25 protein-coding genes are annotated in these 20733 nt (G+C 41.3%); 14 read left to right on the top strand and 11 right to left on the bottom strand.

Annotated features, from left to right (window positions below):
* Positions 1–24 precede the first annotated feature (24 nt).
* The 3 genes from ACXZ1K_RS07775 to ACXZ1K_RS07765 form a co-directional block, all read right to left on the bottom strand.
* Positions 25–594, bottom strand: coding sequence for a hypothetical protein (locus tag ACXZ1K_RS07775; protein ID WP_458972812.1), 570 nt, complete (start codon positions 592–594; stop codon positions 25–27).
* A 362-nt stretch (positions 595–956) separates the two neighbouring features.
* A complete protein-coding gene (locus ACXZ1K_RS07770; protein ID WP_458972811.1) occupies positions 957–1349 on the bottom strand; it encodes a hypothetical protein in 393 nt (130 codons plus the stop codon).
* A gap of 38 nt (positions 1350–1387) precedes the next feature.
* On the bottom strand, positions 1388–1852 hold the full coding sequence (locus ACXZ1K_RS07765) for a hypothetical protein (RefSeq protein ID WP_458972810.1): 465 nt from the start codon (positions 1850–1852) through the stop codon (positions 1388–1390).
* A 591-nt stretch (positions 1853–2443) separates the two neighbouring features.
* Here ACXZ1K_RS07765 and ACXZ1K_RS07760 point away from each other — a divergent pair.
* Both ACXZ1K_RS07760 and ACXZ1K_RS07755 read left to right on the top strand, forming a co-directional pair.
* Positions 2444–2680, top strand: a complete 237-nt coding sequence (locus ACXZ1K_RS07760) for a hypothetical protein (RefSeq protein ID WP_458972809.1) — start codon at positions 2444–2446, stop codon at positions 2678–2680.
* Positions 2681–2706: 26 nt separating this feature from the next.
* Positions 2707–3141, top strand: a complete 435-nt coding sequence (locus tag ACXZ1K_RS07755; RefSeq protein ID WP_458972808.1) for a hypothetical protein — start codon at positions 2707–2709, stop codon at positions 3139–3141.
* A gap of 23 nt (positions 3142–3164) precedes the next feature.
* On the opposite strand, the gene ACXZ1K_RS07750 is transcribed toward ACXZ1K_RS07755, so the two are convergent.
* A complete protein-coding gene (locus ACXZ1K_RS07750; protein ID WP_458972807.1) occupies positions 3165–4121 on the bottom strand; it encodes a glycosyl hydrolase in 957 nt (318 codons plus the stop codon).
* Between the two features lie 77 nt (positions 4122–4198).
* Between ACXZ1K_RS07750 and ACXZ1K_RS07745 the strand changes: the two genes are divergently transcribed.
* From ACXZ1K_RS07745 to ACXZ1K_RS07715, 7 genes are all read left to right on the top strand, one after another.
* Positions 4199–5743 carry an FAD-dependent oxidoreductase gene (locus ACXZ1K_RS07745; RefSeq protein ID WP_458972806.1) on the top strand — a complete coding sequence of 515 codons (1545 nt, stop codon included), beginning with the start codon at positions 4199–4201 and terminating at the stop codon, positions 5741–5743.
* A 207-nt stretch (positions 5744–5950) separates the two neighbouring features.
* Entirely contained in the window at positions 5951–6499 is a 549-nt protein-coding gene (locus ACXZ1K_RS07740) for a sigma-70 family RNA polymerase sigma factor (RefSeq protein WP_458972805.1), read from the top strand.
* A gap of 24 nt (positions 6500–6523) precedes the next feature.
* Positions 6524–7105: an RNA polymerase sigma factor gene (locus ACXZ1K_RS07735; RefSeq protein ID WP_458972804.1), complete on the top strand. Its 582-nt coding sequence runs from the start codon at positions 6524–6526 to the stop codon at positions 7103–7105.
* Between the two features lie 546 nt (positions 7106–7651).
* Positions 7652–8260, top strand: a complete 609-nt coding sequence (locus tag ACXZ1K_RS07730; RefSeq protein WP_458972803.1) for a DUF6266 family protein — start codon at positions 7652–7654, stop codon at positions 8258–8260.
* Between the two features lie 499 nt (positions 8261–8759).
* The gene (locus tag ACXZ1K_RS07725; RefSeq protein WP_458972802.1) at positions 8760–9140 is read left to right on the top strand and encodes a hypothetical protein; all 381 of its coding nucleotides are present in this window, start codon (positions 8760–8762) and stop codon (positions 9138–9140) included.
* A 4-nt stretch (positions 9141–9144) separates the two neighbouring features.
* Positions 9145–9642: a hypothetical protein gene (locus ACXZ1K_RS07720; protein ID WP_458972801.1), complete on the top strand. Its 498-nt coding sequence runs from the start codon at positions 9145–9147 to the stop codon at positions 9640–9642.
* 311 nt (positions 9643–9953) lie between these two features.
* Positions 9954–10550 carry a dihydrofolate reductase family protein gene (locus ACXZ1K_RS07715; RefSeq protein WP_458972800.1) on the top strand — a complete coding sequence of 199 codons (597 nt, stop codon included), beginning with the start codon at positions 9954–9956 and terminating at the stop codon, positions 10548–10550.
* A 14-nt stretch (positions 10551–10564) separates the two neighbouring features.
* Here the strand turns inward: ACXZ1K_RS07715 and ACXZ1K_RS07710 are convergent, their stop codons facing one another.
* From ACXZ1K_RS07710 to ACXZ1K_RS07695, 4 genes are all read right to left on the bottom strand, one after another.
* The gene (locus ACXZ1K_RS07710; protein WP_458972799.1) at positions 10565–12109 is read right to left on the bottom strand and encodes a cryptochrome/photolyase family protein; all 1545 of its coding nucleotides are present in this window, start codon (positions 12107–12109) and stop codon (positions 10565–10567) included.
* Positions 12110–12235: 126 nt separating this feature from the next.
* Positions 12236–12361, bottom strand: a complete 126-nt coding sequence (locus ACXZ1K_RS07705; RefSeq protein ID WP_458972798.1) for a hypothetical protein — start codon at positions 12359–12361, stop codon at positions 12236–12238.
* A gap of 145 nt (positions 12362–12506) precedes the next feature.
* Positions 12507–13370, bottom strand: coding sequence for a nucleotidyl transferase AbiEii/AbiGii toxin family protein (locus ACXZ1K_RS07700; protein WP_458972797.1), 864 nt, complete (start codon positions 13368–13370; stop codon positions 12507–12509).
* Positions 13367–14005, bottom strand: coding sequence for a type IV toxin-antitoxin system AbiEi family antitoxin domain-containing protein (locus ACXZ1K_RS07695; protein WP_458972796.1), 639 nt, complete (start codon positions 14003–14005; stop codon positions 13367–13369). The genes ACXZ1K_RS07700 and ACXZ1K_RS07695 overlap by 4 nt, the downstream gene beginning before the upstream one ends.
* Positions 14006–14246: 241 nt before the next feature.
* Here ACXZ1K_RS07695 and ACXZ1K_RS07690 point away from each other — a divergent pair, with 241 nt between their 5' ends.
* Complete coding sequence (locus ACXZ1K_RS07690) at positions 14247–16427, top strand: TonB-dependent receptor family protein (RefSeq protein ID WP_458972795.1); 2181 nt, start codon at positions 14247–14249, stop codon at positions 16425–16427.
* Here the strand turns inward: ACXZ1K_RS07690 and ACXZ1K_RS07685 are convergent.
* Positions 16422–17285: a polyphosphate kinase 2 family protein gene (locus ACXZ1K_RS07685; protein WP_458972794.1), complete on the bottom strand. Its 864-nt coding sequence runs from the start codon at positions 17283–17285 to the stop codon at positions 16422–16424. The two genes, ACXZ1K_RS07690 and ACXZ1K_RS07685, sit on opposite strands and share 6 nt — an antisense overlap.
* Before the next feature lie 89 nt (positions 17286–17374).
* On the opposite strand from ACXZ1K_RS07685, the gene ACXZ1K_RS07680 reads away from it, so the two are divergent.
* Entirely contained in the window at positions 17375–18028 is a 654-nt protein-coding gene (locus tag ACXZ1K_RS07680; RefSeq protein WP_458972793.1) for an MgtC/SapB family protein, read from the top strand.
* A gap of 10 nt (positions 18029–18038) precedes the next feature.
* Here the strand turns inward: ACXZ1K_RS07680 and ACXZ1K_RS07675 are convergent, their stop codons facing one another.
* The gene (locus ACXZ1K_RS07675) at positions 18039–18365 is read right to left on the bottom strand and encodes an ArsR/SmtB family transcription factor (RefSeq protein ID WP_458972792.1); all 327 of its coding nucleotides are present in this window, start codon (positions 18363–18365) and stop codon (positions 18039–18041) included.
* Positions 18352–18792 carry an SRPBCC family protein gene (locus ACXZ1K_RS07670; protein ID WP_458972791.1) on the bottom strand — a complete coding sequence of 147 codons (441 nt, stop codon included), beginning with the start codon at positions 18790–18792 and terminating at the stop codon, positions 18352–18354. Before ACXZ1K_RS07670 ends, ACXZ1K_RS07675 begins: the two co-directional genes overlap by 14 nt.
* A 143-nt stretch (positions 18793–18935) precedes the next feature.
* Here ACXZ1K_RS07670 and ACXZ1K_RS07665 point away from each other — a divergent pair, with 143 nt between their 5' ends.
* The 3 genes from ACXZ1K_RS07665 (at position 18936) to ACXZ1K_RS07655 (ending at position 20718) form a co-directional block, all read left to right on the top strand.
* The gene (locus ACXZ1K_RS07665; protein ID WP_458972790.1) at positions 18936–19508 is read left to right on the top strand and encodes a DUF6934 family protein; all 573 of its coding nucleotides are present in this window, start codon (positions 18936–18938) and stop codon (positions 19506–19508) included.
* Between the two features lie 39 nt (positions 19509–19547).
* Positions 19548–19733, top strand: coding sequence for a hypothetical protein (locus ACXZ1K_RS07660; protein WP_458972789.1), 186 nt, complete (start codon positions 19548–19550; stop codon positions 19731–19733).
* Between the two features lie 262 nt (positions 19734–19995).
* Positions 19996–20718, top strand: coding sequence for a DUF3667 domain-containing protein (locus ACXZ1K_RS07655; RefSeq protein ID WP_458972788.1), 723 nt, complete (start codon positions 19996–19998; stop codon positions 20716–20718).
* The last annotated feature ends 15 nt before the right edge of the window (positions 20719–20733 follow it).

Genomic DNA, 20733 nt, shown 5'->3' with positions numbered 1-20733 from the left:
GGAGTCAGATACAAGCAATATGGCTTAGTTTTGTCGATGAGAACTCCAGATCCAGCAATTATAAGGCTCTAACAATATCAGCTTTTTCAGGCTGTCTTTAGGACTAAAGCTTGGCCACAGATTACTCCAATCTTGCATGAAGATACTCTTGTCTATCATCTTATGGTCTCGATAATGAAATATAACAGGGAATAAGACCACCACATCTTTGTACACTTTCGATCTGTGAATGCTCCTTGATATCGCTGTTTTTAACTCCTTGCTAGGCATGAACAGTTCGGTAAGACGGGGTGTCATCTTCGCAGAGAAATAACTGGTATCCACGTCGCCCCGGCTGTCAAATGAAACTGCTATTGAAAATAGATGTGCCTCGTTAATTGGCAACACAGCTATTGAATCCGTGAATCGATTTGTTCTAACTGATTTGAAGATTACTTCTCTGATGTCATACTTTTTAATAAAAACAGCCTTTTCAGGTCGAATATCTATTTTCGAATTTGCTTCAGTGGCTGAAACAACTTCTTGCTTCGTTTGCGATTTAACCAGCAAGCTTGCTGACAGCAGTATGAGCGTAAAAAATGTCTGTTTGGCCATGTTCTTCTGTTGACGCGAGTAAACAACCGGCTATCCTGGTTAATGTTAAGCGCTCCTATATTGTCTTTTCAGTTGAAATATACAATAATTTAACGAATGACGGGATTGTTATAGCGTAAGCCAATTCTATAGAACCATATACTCCTAAGTCTCTATCCCTTCTCCCTTTGACTTGCGTTTAGGTATGTGATAATATTGACTCATCCTTGCGCCATGGTTGACAAGTCCTGAATCGACTCAAGGTTTAATCAAGGACCAACCAAGGACGAACCAACCACTAACCAACCCAAAACGCAAAGCGAAAAAACACCGATATATCCTATACGGAAATAAGCTTTGTTTTATCCTGAAATACTCTAGTCTTAACCTTCCCTATCTCGCCTGATAATCGCGCGTTCTACAGCCTCTTCTTCTGATGTGGCGAAAAGGTAAATTCCGAAAACCTCTCCACCACCATTTATCCGGCTCACTTCTATTTGATCATTAACTGCCATCTTCGCACTGGCCATTTTATTGGAGATCATCACATCTTGCGGCTCATCACTATCCCTGGTGAGTTCTACATAATAGCAATTGCTGGTTTTGTCGCTGTGGTATTCCGGGTTTACCTCACAAACGAAAATCTCTGCATCGCTGTCCTTATAACGGTCGCGATAAGCCTGCGCCTTCTGTAGCGAATCAAATGCCGCATCGATATATTCTTTCGGATCCTCGTGTTGCTCTCCAACTAAATAAACGTATTTCTTCTTCACCATAGGTGTTTATATTTGGTATGTGTAATGTTTATGCCTCTTTATAATTTATCTTCCTTCTCCGTAATGACCAGGTAATTTAAATTGTTGCGAAGTTCCATTTTTGCCGCATATTCTGGAAATTCTAAATTCAAATTTTGATGCATAATGACATAAAAGTTGTCTAGTTGATTGTAGGGAACGATAAGTTGGTAGCAGCGAAGCTCTTGCAATTTCTTAGGTTCACGTACATCCAGGATAATGTTGTCATCGCATAACTGCTTACCGCAGTTTAAGGCAATCGCATAAAGTTGGGTAATTGGTAAATTCCTGACCGTAATGGTCTTCCCCTTCCCGAAAGTATCAGGAGATATCTTGATGCCCGGTTTATAGCCCGTCTTGTATCCGCAGAAACCAAACTTAAAGACGCTAAAGGTATTGTCGATTTTACACTTTTGTTTCTCCTGGCCGTAGGCAAAATTTAAGCAAAGCGTGGCCAGTACGAAGGTTAATCTCGTTTTTTTCATTTCAGTTTTTTATAAATTGTTAGTCGGTATTGGTTAGTTGAGGCTGTTCCAGAATCGAAACTAAGAAGTGGTTAAATGCAAAAAGCATGGAACCCAAACTTACCGTACTAGAGGCCGTGGAAGCCCGGAAACGAATAAGCAGGGCCCATGCTTTTTACACACGGGCACTTATCACTTATCCTCTTGTTTCCTTTGAAATTTCCACGTTTCTAGTACAAGATTCTTAGTGCTAAATGCTCTAATATTTAGAGATTTTGCAAATGTATTATTTCGCTATCTATCTATATCTTAATTTTTAGTTTACTAATGAATTATTTAGAGATTTTAAAAAACCGGGGGCAACAGTACCAGCCATTCACCCCCAGCACTTAAATTAACGCTCTCACAACAAATGTATACAATCCTCATCACCCAATCCAAGTAAAACCGCGAAACGGAAAAGATTCCAACATACGAGATGTTCTGCCAAATATTGTTTTGCTTTTCAGGTATTTTTGCGCCTCAATTTCGAGACAGTCCGTAAAAACCTGCTTTTATCATTTTCATTGAACAATTCCATTTCAACAGTGTTGCTTAAAAAACGAAACTATTATGAAAACTAAAATCTTTCTATTCCTAACCGCGGCGACTATGATTTTAGCATCATGCGGCTCTTCCTCAACTCCAGAAAAAGGTAGCGAGTCAAGGGTAATTGGCGACAGTACTGGCCAACCATCTGATACCACAATAACAGCAACAGGTGCAACTTCTGGCGACAATGGCGCTGGGGCAGACACCACAGATATGAACCGCCAAAGGGCTACCCGCTCAAAAGGAAATAATAAGTAAACGATAGTAATATATAAACCATAATTATGGGAAAGATCAAAAATCTGATAGCCGGCTTTGCTGGAGCAGTTGCACTCAATGTGCTGCACGAAAGCATCAAAAACAAACGTACAACACCCAGGATCGATTTGTTAGGAGAACAGGCTTTGCAAAAAACGGTTCGCTATTTTGGTGGTAACATTAGGGACGACGACGAATTGTATGCGGCAACCTTGGCTGGCGACATCATTTCTAACACCATGTATTATAGCCTAATTGCATCCAGCAAAAGTCGGTACATCTGGCCTAAAGCTATAGCCATGGGTTTATTGGCTGGTGTGGGCGCTGTTAAACTGCCGAAGCCATTGGGGTTAAACCCAAAACCTGTTGCTAAAAATGATCAGATCAAAGCAATGACTGTAGGATACTACGTGTTCGGTGCCCTGGTTACCGCGCTTGTTGCAACCAGCTTCAAGAAATAATAAGTCAGGCTCGTCAATAATAACTACTTCCTGGCTTGTGCTGCCCTGATTTTTAATCGGGCAAGCGATAGCGGGGTCTTGTCTAGCGTAGTCAGTATCCCACCATCTTCCAGATTGAAATAACTGACATACCGGCATCCGTATTTATTGGTCTTGGCCCAATCGTAAATGGCATCAATGTACTCCGGGAAATCGCCAATTCCCCTGCTATCATCAACTCCTTCCTCCTTTACAGCTACATTCCCCCACTCTCCTATACATACAGGTTTGTGGTGCGCCGCAGCAAAGCCAGATTGCCATTTCAGCATATACGGATCATTTAAAATCCGGTTAATGATCTGTTCTTTTGTCGGGTTTGTTTTACCCCAAGTCATCCCATAAGTATCAGAACCTATAATATCAACATATTCATCTCCCGGGTAAAACGGTTCAGGATTTGGCGCCCCTGCATTGGTGCACCACACAATTTCAAGCGTTTGTCCTGGCTTCGCGCTCATTGTAAACCCTTTCCTGATTAGCGGGATCGCTCTTCGCCAGGCCTTTACAAACAACCCTGCATCCTGCTCCACGGGATACATGTTGAACTCCCACCATATCCTGGAAAAGACTGTTTTAGTGCCGTATTTCGCCAATTTCATTCCCAGCGAGAGGTATGTGCTATCTTGCTGTCCGGCTATCGCTTCCTGTAAAAATTGGTTAAACTTGCCATTTACGTCCGTAGGGATTAATGGTGTACCTACGTCAACCGCCCTGTCGTAATGTTCCTTTTTCCATTTAGGCAATCCGCTCTGCTCCACCCACATCCAGTTCCCGTCCGCAATGTCTTTCCACGAACTCCGGCCCATCCAGGTACCGAATACGTCCTGCTGTATTCCGTACGCTTCGATGCTTTTTCCTGAGGAGCCGGTCAGCGTTTTAAATTGTGCATTGCACAACTGCGTTATCAATAACAGCGAGATCAACAGTAATTTTCTTTTCATAGGTTTAAAACATTGCTCCCTCAATCTAGCAAAAACCTTTTAAAAAAGCAGGTGTTAAGCAGTATCTATCTGCAATTATGGAAAATACAAATCACTTTGTCCCAAGGGACGGCAATACCGAAAGTCTATGGAATGCTGGCCTAGCCAAGCCGCAACAGGTTATTCCAGAGCACCTAAATCGTGTTTTTGATACGATCATTATTGGCGCAGGTATTACCGGCATCACTACGGCGTTGAACCTTCAAAAAGCAGGGCAACAATGCCTTGTTATTGAGGCAGGCACCTTAGGTTTTGGAACCACTGGAGGCACTAGTGCGCACCTCAATACTTTCTTTGATGCCACCTATCCGGAAATCGAGAAAGATTTTGGAGCAGACGCCGCTAAACTTGTGGCCGCATCTGGAAAAGAAGCCATGAGCACCATCAAAGGCAATGTCGACGAATATCAAATCGACTGCGATTTTGAATACAAAGGTGCTTACCTGTTTTCTGAAACTGATAAGGAAACCAGGCACCTCAAAGAAATATTGGCAGCATCCAGGAAAGCCGGAATCGCCGTAACTGAATATCAGGACAATGGTGTACCTGTCCCCTTCCAACTGGCAATACATTTTATAGAGCAGGGCCAGTTTCACCCGCTAAAATATATTAATGCGCTCGCAGAAGAGTTTGCAAGATTGGGCGGCGCCTTGCTTGAAAACACCTTTGTTACTGATGATCAATACGAAAATGAATTGCATACGGTATCTGCCGGGCAGTCTACTTTCACTGGCATAAACTTAATTTACGCAACGCACATGCCTCCGGGCATTACTCCTTTCAGTTTTCGCTGTGCACCGTATAGAAGTTATGTTTTAGCAGCTAAGTTGTCACACGATGCTTACCCTATTGGCCTGGCGTACGACATGCAGGAACCTTATCATTATTTCAGGACACACGAAATTAAAGGTGAAAAATACCTCCTGATAGGCGGTGAAGATCATAAAACCGGACATGGTGATCCTGTGGAGGCCATGAAAAACCTGGAAGCCTATGTGCGCAAATATTACAGGGTAGCATCGATTGATTATCAATGGTCCTCTCAATATTATGTTCCGGTAGATGGCCTACCTTACATCGGCGAATTGCCAGGTGCAAAAAATACCTACTGCGCAACGGGTTTTAATGGAAATGGAATGATGTTTGGAACCTTGTCTGGCAAAATCATCAGTGACCTGATCTTGGGAATTGAAAATCCATATGCTGATTTGTATAGTCCATCGCGACTAAAACCAGTCGCGGGTTTTACAGAGTTTGTGAAGGAAAATGCTGATGTGGCATGGCATTTTGTGGCCGACCGTTTCAATGCTGAGGACCTGGATTCCTTCGCAGATTTAGCACCCGGGCAGGGAACAGTCGCCGAAATTAATGGCAAAAAGGTAGCGGCCTACAAAGACGAAAATGGTAAAGTGACGGCACTAAATCCAACATGCACCCATGCAGGATGTACAGTTGTATTTAATGATGTAGAAAAAAGCTGGGACTGCCCTTTTCACGGCGGCAGATTTGACATTGAAGGCAATGTGATCACTGGTCCACCCAGAACGGCATTAAAAAAAGCAGTGCTTCCAACTTATAAATAAGTGATTGAGGAAGTTTCAAGACTGAGGAAATTTATTTTAACCAGGTATTTAATACGATTTCCCAACATATTATTCAACACAGCATTTATAAATGACCTGATTAGCATACGGTTTTTGATTGTTTTCACAACCCAGTTGTGTAAATTGGCTAGTATTTGATATTGGTATAAGGATTGTCTTAAATTTTATAACCTAAATATCCCAAAAATGACCGATTCTACTTTAAACGCTCGCATTTGCCAGGAAAGACCAATGCTGGATGCATTCGCTATGAAATTAACACGAGATGTTGAAGATGCCAATGACCTGGTGCAAGATACTCTGATAAAAGCCATTCGATATGCTGCATTGTTTAAAGAGGGCACTAACTTGAAGGCTTGGCTGTTCATCATCATGAAAAATACATTTATCAACAGCTATAGGAAACTGGTTAGAAAGCAAGGTGTAATGGATGTTTGTGAAGACCTGTCTTCTGTACAGCTAAGCACGTCAGCGAGTAGTAATCTGGGCGAAAATAAATTTGCCTTGGAGGATATCAACAAGGCAATTAAAAACCTTCCTGAAAATTGTTCGGTACCATTTTTAAGGTATTTTGAAGGCTATAAATACCATGAAATTGCCGACGAATTGAACGTTCCTATCGGTACGGTTAAAACGCGCATCCATATGGCAAGACAGATGCTTAAAGCTTCCCTTAAAATGTATAATGATTCGCTTTCTAACGCTCGCACTTATACCGCAGCAGCTTCAGCTTAATTCATCTTCAACCTCCTAACGCTCATGAGTCCAGCACTAAAATTACCTGCCGTTTCCCCTGGTCTAATTCTCCACATTAATACTACAGAAATGGAATTGGTAAGTGCAATGCGCACGGGTGACCGAAGGTCGCAAAACAAACTTTACAGCATGTACTCTGGTACACTACTGGGGATAATTTCAAAGATGATCAAAGACCGCGATGTGGCCGAGGACATTCTGCAGGAAACCTTCATTAAGATTTGGAAAAATATTGACAGTTATGATGAAGATAAAGGAAGACTGTTTACATGGATGGCAAGACTGGCGAAGAATTGCGCAATCGATCAACTTAGAAGTCGTGAACAATCCAAGAGTAGCAGAAATAACAGTCTTGAAGATGCTATGGACGAAGCTGAAAAATTAAGCTACGTCTCTTATAACCCGGATGTGATTGGTGTTCGCAAATTGACTCAACAAATAAAAGGTTCACAAAAATTAATATTAGATTTGATCTATTTCGAGGGCTATAGCCAGTCTGAAGCGGCCAAGGAATTAAACATTCCTATTGGAACTGTAAAAACAAGATTACGTATTGCCATACAAACACTCAGAGGCTTATTCTAGTATTGAACTAAAATTTACCAGTTCTTACGCTCACTAATCGTATTTATTCCATCTTAAAAATTCGCTGCCGCCGTCGCTGCAGCGCCGGGCAGGTCTCGCAGATTAATTAACAGTAAATAATTTATCGAATTGCACAAGTGTACACTTGTGTGCGTGTCTGTACACTTGCGTGTTTATCTGTAAACTTGTGCAATCTGAACCTTATCAGCTTGTAATCAACGATTTAGCACCTTATGTTTGCTGAGCCAATATGGCTTAACAACATAATATACAAATCATGAAAACATGTAAAATTCCATCAAATCCCCTCGGGGAGCACTTCAGGAGCCTTCGATATGGCCCCAAGAAAAACCTGTCCTTTCTGGCTGTTTGCTGGCTCTTTGCTGGGTGTCGGCTCGGTGTATTCACCCAGAACACAGCCCTTAAAGGCCGATTATTGTCAAAAAACGGTGTTCTTTCTATACCAGGCGTATGCAAGACTCTCAATTTTCTAACTCTTAACACTAAAAAATCATGGCAAAATTAAAATCAGGCATTCTTGGCCCGGTGTCCGGAAAAATCGGACCTGTTATTGGAGGCGTATGGAAAGGCGTCCCTTACGTGAAGGAAGCAAATCCTAATCCTGCACCACGTACTTTATCTCCTGCACAGCAGGCTAACTTGGATAAGTTCAAGTTTGTTAACGACTGGCTAGTTCCTTTCCATCCTTTCATCACCGTTGGATTTTCGGTACTCGCTATTCAAAAAACGGAAATAGCCGCAGCTTTATCCGCCGTTTACAAATCAGTATTCACCGGGAACTTCCCTAATATAGAAATCGCTTATGACCAGATGGTCATCAGTTCAGGAACGCTGCCAATGGTTAAGAATCCGGCGGCAAGCTTTATCAGTAGCGATCAGGTGCATTTTACCTGGGATAAAAATGCGGTGAAAGGAACGCAGTACATCGATCAAATGCTGGTAGCACTTTATGATCGCGAGGAGCAGTTTTGTGATGGCTTTATTGGTGGCGCCAACCGAGCTACGGAATACCACACATTCAAGCTCAATCCAGATTCTGTAGGTAAAACACTAGATGTCTATCTCGCCACGTTTTCCGTCGACCGCAAAAAAATTTCAAACACCCAGTATCTAGGTCAGATAAGTCCACCCTGATGAAAGCGTATTGCATCAGCGGCACTCGGTAGAGTGCCGCTTTCCTTGCGACGTCTAATATCATTGCGATGAATAACGAAGAAGCAATCCCAATTTAGAATCTTAACTATGAAAATACCCCTGTCGTTGTGATTTAATAATCCTCCAGAGTTGATGTCTCAATATGCAAACCTGGTATGTAAATATAATCGTAGGTTGGTGCATAATGATCATTTCTATCATTAAGAAACAATTTTACTTCACTCTTAGGAGTGCTGCAAAATAAAATGTCATTAGATTTAAGTTGTTGACTCATTTAAGATCTATAGTTTTGGCTGCAAATGCTCTATAGAAAAAATAGGGAATTATCACTTTGACTATCAATATATATTATAGGTATTAGCAGGACAAGACAGTGCATCACATAAAATTTTCAGATACATTGTTGTTAGCATTTCCCAATGATTGGGAAATACAGATATGTTTAGTATATTTGCTTACATATAATTTTATACCAAAGATGACCGAACTACCCTATACTACTGACAGTTTAATCTTAGTACAAGAATTTATAGATGAAACTAGAAAACGGATAGCTGAGGGCGTTGAAATTACTTTTACAAACAAAGCTAGCTCCGAATTGCAAACATTAGCTATTGAATTTGATATTGAAGTAAGTGACATTGAGAAAGCTATAACAAATCTTACCACAGAGCACTATTATACTGGTATTGATCCCTCTCCAAAAGGAGATTTTAACGTTTGTGCTTTTTGTACCTATATCGGAGATGATAATTTACAGATCTATTTAAAATATGGGCTTGAAGCAGCAGGATTGCAAATTCTACTATTTTCAAATCATATACCAGCCTATCCAATGACACAGCCATTTAAAAACTAATATTATGGAAACTAAGAAAGTATTGACTAGAAACAATGAACCTTCTAATGAGTTACATGAAATTGTTTATAAAACTCACAAAGGTTTAAGGCTTGAATATGAAGAGGTTTATTATTTAGATTTCGAAGTAGACGAGGACACTGGTATGATTGACAAAACTAAAATGGTTAAGCATTATACCAAGAATCAAATGGAGAGAAATATTAAGTCACTAAAGAATGCCTATTACATAGCAAAGGGGGCAGCTTCACCAATTGAAATTAAAACTTTTAGAAATAAATATCATATTTCGGCTTCTTTATTTAGTATAGTTTTAGGTTTTAGCAAGAATACTATATCCAATATCGAAAATGAAGGAATTACGTCGCTACCAACTGGTAGATTGATTAAGATGTGTATAGATAATAAGGATATTGTCTATCGATATCTGCAACTTAGCGACTCAATAGACTATCTCAAAAAAGAGGAAATTTCTAAAAGGCTTTTGGCAGAGTGTCTTTAGTTCTGAATGAGCAAAATTGCCTGAGCTGACTTTTATTTAGTGGCATCCTCTTTTCTTTAACCGCACGTCGTTGCGCAGTGCGCAGCACCAAAGCAATCTCAACTTAACATCATAAACTATGAAAAAACCGTAAAAGTAAATACAATCCATTAGATTAATGATGGGCTACAAGTTAAAGCGGCACTTTACCGAGTGCCGCTGATGTTGTCGTATCTTACCCTATCAAATGTCGCGCATGCACCTTCTATTTTTGCTCTCAATTGTGGAAATTTGGTGATAGTAGTTTAAAACTTAAATAAATACTTAGCGAAATGAGAAAGATAACTGTTCTATCATTCATCACTTTAGATGGCGTAATGCAGGGTCCGGGTGGCCCGGACGAAGATACCTCAAACGATTTTAAACTTGGTGGTTGGATGGCGCCTTATGGTGATGAAGACTCCGGACCCATCATGCAAAAGCAACTGGAGCGGGCCGATCTGCTTTTGGGACGCAAGACTTTTGATATTTGGGAGAACTACTGGCCTTCCCATACCGAATATTGGCCAGGCATTAACGAAGTGACCAAATATGTGCTGACCAATACCGTAGATAGTACCGAATGGACTAATGTAGTGTTCCTGAAAGATATTGAAGCGATAAAAGAAATTAAGGCTTCTAATGGCTCGGACATCAAGATCTGGGGGAGTAGCGAACTTGTTCAGCTATTGCTTGAGCATGATCTGGTGGATGAGTTTTGGCTCAACATTCACCCGGTCATATTGGGTAAAGGCAAACGCTTGTTCAATGATGTTGCCGTACCTTCAGCCTTCGAGATCGTTGAAAGCAAAATCACTTCCACAGGCGTGATCATGGTAAACTATAAAAAGGCTGGAGAGGTAAAAACGGGTAACGCAGGTCCAAAATAATGATTCGCAATTCATTATAAATCTGACAGGTGATCCAAGCAGTCCTTTGCTCTCAGTAATGTTGCAGCCTTGATCTCCGGATCCATTTTATCCCATGCGCGGTAGACCATCGCAAGCCTTGGGTTCTTTTCTAATTTAGCCCTGTGCAGGTCATGAAAATTCCAGTACAAACTGTTAAATGGACAAGATTGCTCACCTGTTTTTTTCTCCCTGTTGTAATGGCAGCCCTCGCAGTAATTACTCATTTTATGGATGTAGTTTGCACTGGCAGTATAAGGTTTTGAACCGGTGATTCCTCCGTCGGCATATTGGCTCATGCCCCTGGTATTGGTAATTTCTACCCATTGGATGGCGTCTATGTAGATACCTAGATACCAGAAATCCACTTCGTCGGGATCAATCCCGGCTAACAAGGCAAAATTCCCGGTAATCATGAGCCGTTGGATATGGTGAGCATAAGCATGGTCGAGGGATTGGGTGATGCTGTGCTTTAGGCAATTCATTTTGGTTTTACCCGTCCAATACCAATTTGGGAGCTTACGTTGATGGCTGAAATAATTCATCTCCGCAAACTCGGGCATTTTCATCCAATAGATACCCCGCATGTATTCCCGCCAGCCCAGAATTTGGCGAACAAAGCCTTCCAGTTGATTGATGGCAATTCCCTTTTTATCAGATTGCCAGGTCGCTATCGCTGCATCAATCACTTCTTTCGGGGAAAGCATTTTTGTATTCAGGCTAAACGAAAGTCGGGAATGGTAGAGCGACCAGGCTTCTGTATGCATGGCGTCTTGGAAAGTTCCAAATAGTGGGAGGCAATTACTCAAAAAATAATCAAGCAGTTCGAGAGACTGTTCACGGTTCAATGGCCAGTAAAAGTTTTTCGGATCTATATGACCTATGGTTTTCACCCCTGCATCAGTGATACGCTTGTATTCTGCAGCTACGTTGTTCTCAAATAATTTGGGCGGATTAGGGATATGGTTTTTAGGCAGCTTTTTACGGTTATCTTCGTCAAAATTCCATTTACCTTGCTCAGGTTCAGCTCCGTTGATGAGGATACCATGTTTCTTACGCATTTCCCGGTAAAAATTTTCCATCAAAAGCCCTTTCTTATCCCTAAAGTATTCGGCGAGGTCTTCACGGCGGGTGTAAAAGTGCTCCGTATCGTAGGCTTGAGAGGGAATTTTCAGGCGCTCACAAAAAGCATTAAGTTCCTGATTAAGACGGTATTCATCAGGCGATTGGTATTCAAAACGCTGTATTTGATGTTTTTTAATCAATTCCAGGCAGTTGAGCTGAAATGACTGCTTGTTATCAGGATTGTCCAGGCTGATGTAAACGCAGTTATGCCCCATTTGCCTGATCTGCTCAGCAAATTGCCCCATGGCAGCGAAAAATGCACAGGCCTTTTGGATGTGATGCCAGACATAATCTGTTTCGCTGCGCAGCTCCATAATGACATAAAGGGTTTTAGAATCTGGTTCATTAAACCAAGAATGCTGACCGTTCAACTGGTCGCCTAAAATGAGCCGGAGTTTGTTGTACTTTTGAATCAACTTGTGGTTCTTTTCGATCTAAGTAGAAAAATATTTGAAGGAAGTTTGCTTGGAAAAATCGACGAAACAAATTGGAAAGCTCAAAGATTTATCTTACTAAAAAGGCGCAAATTAATGCGCCTTTTATTACTTTTTTGTTGACTTTTTCCCAGATTCGCTAAGCGTTTTAGCAGCCTGAGATTTTTCTTGTTTTGATGATTTCGGATCACGCATCTCCTTGGATGCCTGTGATTTAGTTGCTTTCTTTTCCATAGTTTAGTTGTTTTATAGATGTAGATAAATAACCACTTATCGAATAACTATGTTTTAACTAATTTTATTTTTTTCATTCCATATTTTCCTAAGATCATTTTTGCTAATGGTCTAATTTTCCCAGTCGGCGCCCTTCAGCGCTGGCTCATTTAACGTGATCTATTATCTTCAAGTTTGAAATTAGGTCATGGAAATAACTTGGAGACCATATTTCAAGTAAATTTGGGTCCTTTATAAATCTGGAGATGTCTGCTTTGACAAAGTCCATCTTAACACTTTCGATCTTTTCGCTCAATAATTTTCTGAATTCCTCATCGCTGATGTGCTCTTGTTTCCAGTCGCCACTATCGATTGCCCTTAGCAGGAAATGGTTAAGATTGAGGGGGTATCCTTTTCTAATGTACCATTCCATATCATACCAATCCCGCCCCTTTACGTTAGTACCCCACTTCCGGAAAAGTAGCGCATGCATCTTTCCGGCAAATAGATCAGGAAGGGACAGGCACTTCACATAAAACGAAAATGGTTTGAGCAATAGCTTTTCCTCGGTAGAAAATCCCAATGGAGGCTTTTTATCCACCTCTATTTTGATTTTAATGCTGGCCACTTCCTTTAGTCCGTTCTGTGGAATAACGCCTTCCAGGACAAGCTCCTTCCAAATAGTTTCCGATTTTAGAAAGGCAGAGTTGATGTTGCTTTTCGCTGTTTTCTGTTTTTCTGAAATAGATACCTGCATACCAAGAGCAGCGAACTCGTTTATGATGGCTTCCTGGTATCTCTCCAGTGAAAATTCCGGGTCAATTGCGAGCAGAGAAAAATCCAGGTCCTCTGAAAAGCGGTCAAGCCCGTAGAATATCCTGAGCGCAGTTCCGCCATAAAAGGCCGCCTTTTCAAAAAAACCAGCGCGATTAAGTCCTGCCAAGGCAATTTCCTGCATGATTTCTCTCAATGCATCTTTAGCTTCCTCCCTGCTTGCGGGATGATAACTTTCAAGCCATTCCTTAATCATATTTTTCCGATCATTTTGATTAACATTTCCAGACTTTCTCTTTTGGGTGCATTTTCCAGCCAGCTCGACATCACAGTTAGATCAAACTTAGCGAGATCGTCTTCTTCCATTCTCAGGTTTCCAAAAACATAATCCCGTGCTGAAGATAGGCTTCGTAAGTTTATGCCCGCTGTTGCAACAATTTTGTCGCACAGTGCCTTTTCTGGGATGGCCATAATGGCATGCTGATCTTTAGATAAGCTTATGGTAGTAAGACCGAATGCATAATAAGGTAATGTAAGCTTTGCGTAGGTAAATAAACCAATGCTGGTCTTAAAATTTCTAGGAGCCTTTATAGTCATTGAGGTGACCGCAAAAACTTTCTCTGGAATTAGTCCGTAATGGCTGAGTGCACTCTCCATTGAAAGGTAGCTTGGCCCTAGGATGTGGTTGGCAAGCAGTGCATTTTCAGGCCGTTCTCCACCCAGAGATCTTCCTGCTACATAAAGTCCCTTTTTGATCGGGTCAATTAGGCCATCCGCCTTTAATGATAATATTTTATCATTTGGTCGCTTGTAGTCTTTTAAAAGGCCAGCCAGGAGCTGATGTGTAAGCGGCTGATTTGATAAGATTCTTAGTTCTTCTCGAATATCCATATGTAAAATATCAACAAGATAAACGGTCAATATTCGTTTATCTTCAATCAAAATTACAATAAATCTGTTAAAATGCAAAATATCAATAAGATAAACGGTAAATATTCGTTTATCTTATGCAATTTAAACAAACCGAAGTTCGACCATCCTCAAGTGTAAAAAAAGAATGATTCTCTAAACTAGAATGATTCTACATAATAGTAAGTAATTTTTTATATTAGACCCAACCAAAATAAACTTAGTGAAACGAATATATACGCTCGCAATTGCAATAGTCCTCACGACTCCCGTGTTGGCGCAAAACACCCCAGAAGAGGCCAGGAAACTGAACGAAGTTAAAATTAACAGCCTAAGTAAGCAGCGCGACATAAAAAGGCTGGATTCCATTGCGGGAACCTATATATTTTTCGGAAAAAAGAATGAGGTTATCGAGCTGACAAAAAAAGATGCACCGCTAACGGAAAAATATGCCCGGCAAATCTTTTCCAAGATACCAGGAATTTTTGTGTATGATATGGACGGAACCGGAAACCAGACTAATATATCTACACGAGGCCTGGATCCGCACCGGGGCTGGGAATTCAATATCCGTAAAGATGGCGTAATCACGAATTCTGACATGTACGGTTATCCGGCCAGTCACTATAACATCCCACTGGAAGCTGTTGAGCGAATCGAACTGGTACGAGGTACAGGTTCCCTGCAGTATGGGGGCCAGTTTGGTGGAATGCTCAATTACGTAAGCAAGAAACCGGATTCGTCTGCTTTGGCTTTTCAGAGCATCAGTACCGTAGGCTCCTATGGCCTGGTGAGCACGTTCAATTCCCTAAGCGGCACCAAGGGAAAATTTAAGTACTACGCGTGGTTCAACAAAAAAGCAAATGGTGGTTACCGAAAAAATGGAGATTCTAAATTTGATGCGCAAAACATCTCCTTATTTTATGAGTTTAATCCAAATTTGGAACTTAAGGCAGAATGGACGCGATCTAACTATTTGATCCACCTATCTGGCCAGCTGACCGATGAAATGTTCAAAACTGATCCGCGTTCTTCCACGCGATCACGTAATTATTATAACCCCGACATCAATGTGCCATCGCTAAGCCTGAACTGGAAAGCAGGTGAAAATACGGAGGTCAAATTTACTTCTTCCGCGGTATTAGGTACACGAAATAGTGTGCTATTTGATAAGCTGGCCAATGTAGTTGATGCCACAGACCCGGTCAGCCTGCAATATGCTAACAGGCAAGTTGATATTGACCATTTTAAAAGTTTTACCAATGAGCTACGGGTGTTACAGTCCTACTCTTTTTTGGGACAGACCAGCAACCTCGCCGCCGGCCTTCAATACATGAATAACGATCTTCACCGTCAGCAATTGGGCAAAGGTACTACCGGGACTGATTTTGACCTTTCCTTAGTTACCCCTGGTTTTGGAAGGGACATGCACTTAAAAACCAGCAATGTGGCTTTCTTTGCAGAAAACAGGTGGGTATTGCTGCCAAAACTGTCTGTAAATACCGGGATTAGGGTGGAACTGGGTAAGACTGATATGAGCGGGACCATCGTTAACTATCCGGCTAATGATATCCCTAACACCATCAAACATGAATTTCCTTTGTTTGGCGCAAGCGCGCAGTATGACATCAATAATAAGATGAACTTGTATGCAGGCTGGTCGCAGGCGTACCGCCCGGTAATCTTCAAAGACATCATCCCTGGATCCACTTTTGAACTGGCAGATAAAAATCTCAAAGACGCCAAAGGCTATAACCTTGAAGGGGGCTTTAGGGGAAACTGGAGGTTTCTAAATTGGGATGTAAGTTATTTCCAGTTGCAATACAATAACCGATTGGGAACAGTTTCACAAACCAATTCCAGTAACCAGGAGATCATCTACCGCACCAATATTGGCAACGCTAAAACCCGGGGTATCGAGTTGTTTAGCCAAGCGGAATTTCCGCTGGGAAAAACGTCCAGCTTCTCCTTATTTACCGCTACCGCATATATGGACGCACGTTATGAGAACGCCAGTATCAGGGATGCTAATGCAAAAACCACTATTTCTATTGACGGCAATAAGGTGGAAAGTGTACCGGAGTGGACATCCAGAAATGGTGTCACGCTGAAAATTAAACACAACAGCCTGAGCCTCTTGCATAGTTATACTGCTAAATCATTTGCGGATGCCTTGAATGCAGTAACACCAAATGCAACTGGAACTGTAGGTATTGTACCTTCCTACAACCTTTTTGATGTGAATGCAAGTATGGGACTGACAAACTACCTGCGAATTGGATTGAACGCAGGCAATGTATTTGACAAGAGTTACTTTACTAAACGTCCGCAGTTTTATCCAGGTCCTGGCATCTGGCCGTCAGACGGAAGAACGTTCTCGGCTACAGTATCACTAACTTTATAGCATTTTCTTGTACTCTTCCAGGGCTGAGGATTCCTTCTTGCCTGTGGAAGGGAATTTAAGCCCCAGGCTATCCAGGCTCTGCTGTACAATATTGGCAATAACCAGTCTCGCATACCACTTTTTATCTGCCGGAACGATGTACCAGGGACAATCCTTCGTACTTGTAGCGGTAATCGCTTGCTGATAGGCCTTCTGATAGTCATCCCAACAGGCGCGCTCTTTTAAGTCGCCCGCAGCAAACTTCCAGTTTTTTGTCTCGTCGTTAATCCTATCCAGGAACCGTTCTTTTTGCTCTTCCTTAGACAAATGCAAAAAGATCTTCAGCACGGTAATGCCGTTTCTGGAAATGTGCTTTTCGAAATCGCGGATACTTTCATATCGGTTTTCCCAAAATGAATTACCTGGTTTGTGCGTGCCGTTCTCTGGATTTTCATTGATCAAGTACTCCGGGTGCACTTTACTTACCAGCACGTTTTCATAATGCGAACGGTTGTGTATCCCGATCTTTCCGCGGGCAGGAAGCGCCGCATAATGACGCCACAGAAAATCATGGGCGTATTCTGTTGACGATGGTGTTTTAAAGCTGTGTACTTCACATCCCTGTGGATTGATGCCTGAAAATACATGCTCAATCGCACTGTCTTTACCTGCAGCATCCATTGCCTGGAAGATGACCAATAATGCTTTGCCGGAAGCGGCGTATAGTTTCTGCTGACTAACGTTTAATTTATTTTTCAGTTCTTCTAACGCGGTGATGCCCTGCTCCTTTTCTATTTTACCTTCGTAGGTTGTGCTGTAATTGGAAAGCTTAATTTTATCTCCTGGCTTGGCCAGGAACTCGTTGGCGTTTATTTTCATGGGCTGGATTATAAAGTCCCAACACGGACCTGCTGCAAAAAGTTTGGTCTGATATGAAACAAAATAAGCCGCGCGACTATTTCATAACTATGAAAACAATTCCGTTTATGGATTTTTCTATTGGCAGTGCCGACCTGGTCAGCATGCTAGTGGCCTTGCTTTGTGGTGGGATCATTGGGTTTGAGCGCGAATACCGAAACAAATCAGCCGGTTTCCGCACGATCTTACTAATCACTTTGGGCTCAACTATCTTTACCATTGTATCTCGCCACGGCGTGGGAGCGGACGATCGCATCTCGGCCAACATCATTACGGGAATTGGTTTTATTGGTGCTGGGGTAATTTTTAAAGATCATTTCTCTGTGAGAGGGCTGACCACTGCTGCCGTTATCTGGACTTCGGCCGCCATTGGTATGACTACCGGTATTGGCTACCATTCATTGGCCTTATTGTTTACACTAATTACCCTGACGATCTTACTTATGATGAGTCGCGTAGAGCATTTTATTGGTAAACTGCAGCGGCAAAAGCGAATCAGTGTAACCTTCCGAGATGCCGATTTCAGTCAGGTTGTGGCGCTGGAAAACGAGCTTCAAAGTGATGAGCTTAAGTTTGAAAGGCTCAGGGTAAGCAAGGAAAACGATACCCTTACCGTGGTTTGGGAAATCTCTGGAAAAAAACAGCACCTGCTCAAACTCAACGAAACATTGGTGCTGATGCCGAACATTATGAGTTTTAGTTAAGCTGAAATGATTACCCAGGTTTCTCAGTATTATTCATTAACATGTTTAATGCTCCAAGCTTTTCCTTCCAGAAATTATCATAATATGTCAACCATTCTCGTAATTCATCAAAACCATGAGGATTAAGCAGGCAATATCTTTCTCTCCCTCTATCTTCAATAGTCACAAAACCTGCAGTTTCCAGGATCTTGATATGTTTTGAAATAGCTGGCCGGCTCATGTCAAAATTTCCAGCTATGGTATTGATGGTTAAACTTTCCTGACTAAGCAAATGAAGGATTTGTCGGCGACTTGCATCGGCAATCACCTGAAAAGTATCTAAGTTAGGCTGTGACATTTGTTTCGTCCATTTTCTTTAACAGTCTTTTTGCAATTTTCAACCAGCCCTTGCCCATAACCAGGTAAGGGAGGTAGTTTCTCAATCCTTTAAAGCCAGAATGCACCAAAGTTAACTCGGTGCCATTGTCCTTCGATACCAAAGTCCAGGTTACGATAGAATCAAGCTTAACATCTTCCCCATCTCCGCCTCTCCAAGAATATTTTAACATTTTTAAAGGTTCAAATTCCAAAAGCTGACAGTAAATCCGCCCATCAAAACTAAAGCGACGAATTGGTTTTGCGCCAAAGACAAATTTATGGCCTACCTCCAATTTAAAGTCAGTTGGCAATAACCATTGGGCAAGAAGGTCTGAATCGGTAAGGTACTGCCAAACTACTGATGGTGGTTGCGTAAAGAACCAGGTATGCTTAATTTGATTTTCCATAATACGTAATTTTGAAGTTACGCAAATATAAAGAGTAACCTTTAGGTTACATAATTAAATTCAAAAATTTTATTTTCCCATTTACTTGGACTTTCTCAAAAAATCCAACCTGTTTTGCTTTAACCAACGTATGCCTCATCACTGTGAGATTAGGCGACAAGCTTAAATTCATTTATGCAGAAAAGATAAATTTTGAAGACACTTATGATATAAAGTGGGTATCAGATGACCTCACTTCCATAATATTTAGTTGCCCGCAGCAAGATGGCCAACTAATTGAACTAACAGTAAAAATCACACAACATCCGGAGCCCTTGTTCTTCAATGTATACAATTTGGGGTTTGGTCCAGCGGATGGTAAGGGAGGCTTCCTTGATTATGTCAGATTATCACATCAAAATATTGATAAAATGTTTTCTACAGTTTTGCTTTTTGCGTTGACTTTTTTGCACTCCGGTAAAAATCTGACAATCGGAGTGGACGGTTCGGACGACCGTAGAGCTCGCCTTTATCATCTTATGTTTAAGCATAATAGATCGTATCTGGAGGATTTTTTCGTTGCAATTGGCGTGGACTGGTATGTCCGGATTTTTAGAAATGGCGCTTATGAACAAAATCGAGATGGAACTTATATTGCTAAACCACGTCCAGAAAAATTTGATTATGTAAGGCCGAGTAAAGATTTGTATCGCTATTATATGTTTCAAAAAAGATAATGTGTTGTTTTCGACTAAGCAATTAATTAAATTTGCTTTATGAATCCAAGTATTCAAAGAAAAATCAATCAAATCAAAAACATGGCGGCGCATTCCTCTGAAAGTGCTGTACATACCCCTAGCATCAATCGTTCAGTTGACAGTTTGAGCAACGTTATCCGTTCCAAAAAAGATGCAGATGATTTTATGGCTGAACTCGAAGCGATTGGAAAGAGGATTAAGTAAATAAGTGAACCAACTTCACAAATTATTTACTCTACTTTAATCTTTTGCCGCTTGCTTGCGAGCGAACCATCCGATCCCCTGCCTTCTAAGCTGATCGTATAATTGCTTTTGATATCGGAAGTATAGAATGATATTCTGGCTTTGCCATTGGCTAATTGCTCAACCGAATCCAGCTATAAAGACAATCCAAGCAGGCAAAAGGGGGACATTGAAATATAATTTCCTATTTTAGCAGGGCCTTTTATGCCAAACACACCACACCATGAATCTATGTAAAAACTGTCGCCACGAATTAACAGGACCTTATTGTGCGCACTGCGGATTGCCTGCAGTTGCCAAACGCATTGATGGTCATTACATACAGCACGAGATTGAGCACGTACTGCACTTTGAAAAAGGCATCCTACTGACGATAAAGGAATTGATGTTAAGACCAGGTGAAAATGTCAAGGAGTTTATTGCAGAAAACAGGAGTAAATTGGTTAAACCGATCATCTTCATTATCGTTTCCTCGCTCATCTACTCCATCACCAGCCATTATTTTCATATTGAAGATGGTTATATAAATTACCAGAATACAAACGTGACCTATACCAGTTCCATTATGACCTGGATACAAAGCCATTATGGGTATGGGAACATTATTATGGGGATATTCATCTCCTTCTGGCTAAAATTGTTTTTTAAGAAATATGATTATAATTTCTTTGAACTGCTGATTCTGCTTTGTTTTGTAATGGGAATGGCGATGCTGATCTTTTCTTTGTTTGCCCTATTCCAGGGCGTAACGCATATCAAATCTATGACTGCCGCCGGAGTTGTTGGCATGATTTACTTAACATGGTCGATAGGTCAATTCTTTGATAAAGGGAAAATCGTCAATTACGTTAAAGCCTTTGTTTGCTACATGCTTGGTATGCTCAGTTTTACAATTATCGCATTACTGCTGGGGGGTTTGCTCGACATCCTATTTAAACATCATTAGTTTGCTCTAATAGGC

This window comes from Pedobacter jaeyakensis (assembly GCF_054461315.1).
Note: the sequence above shows the minus strand (reverse complement) of the source record. Positions and strands in the feature narration are given on the sequence as shown.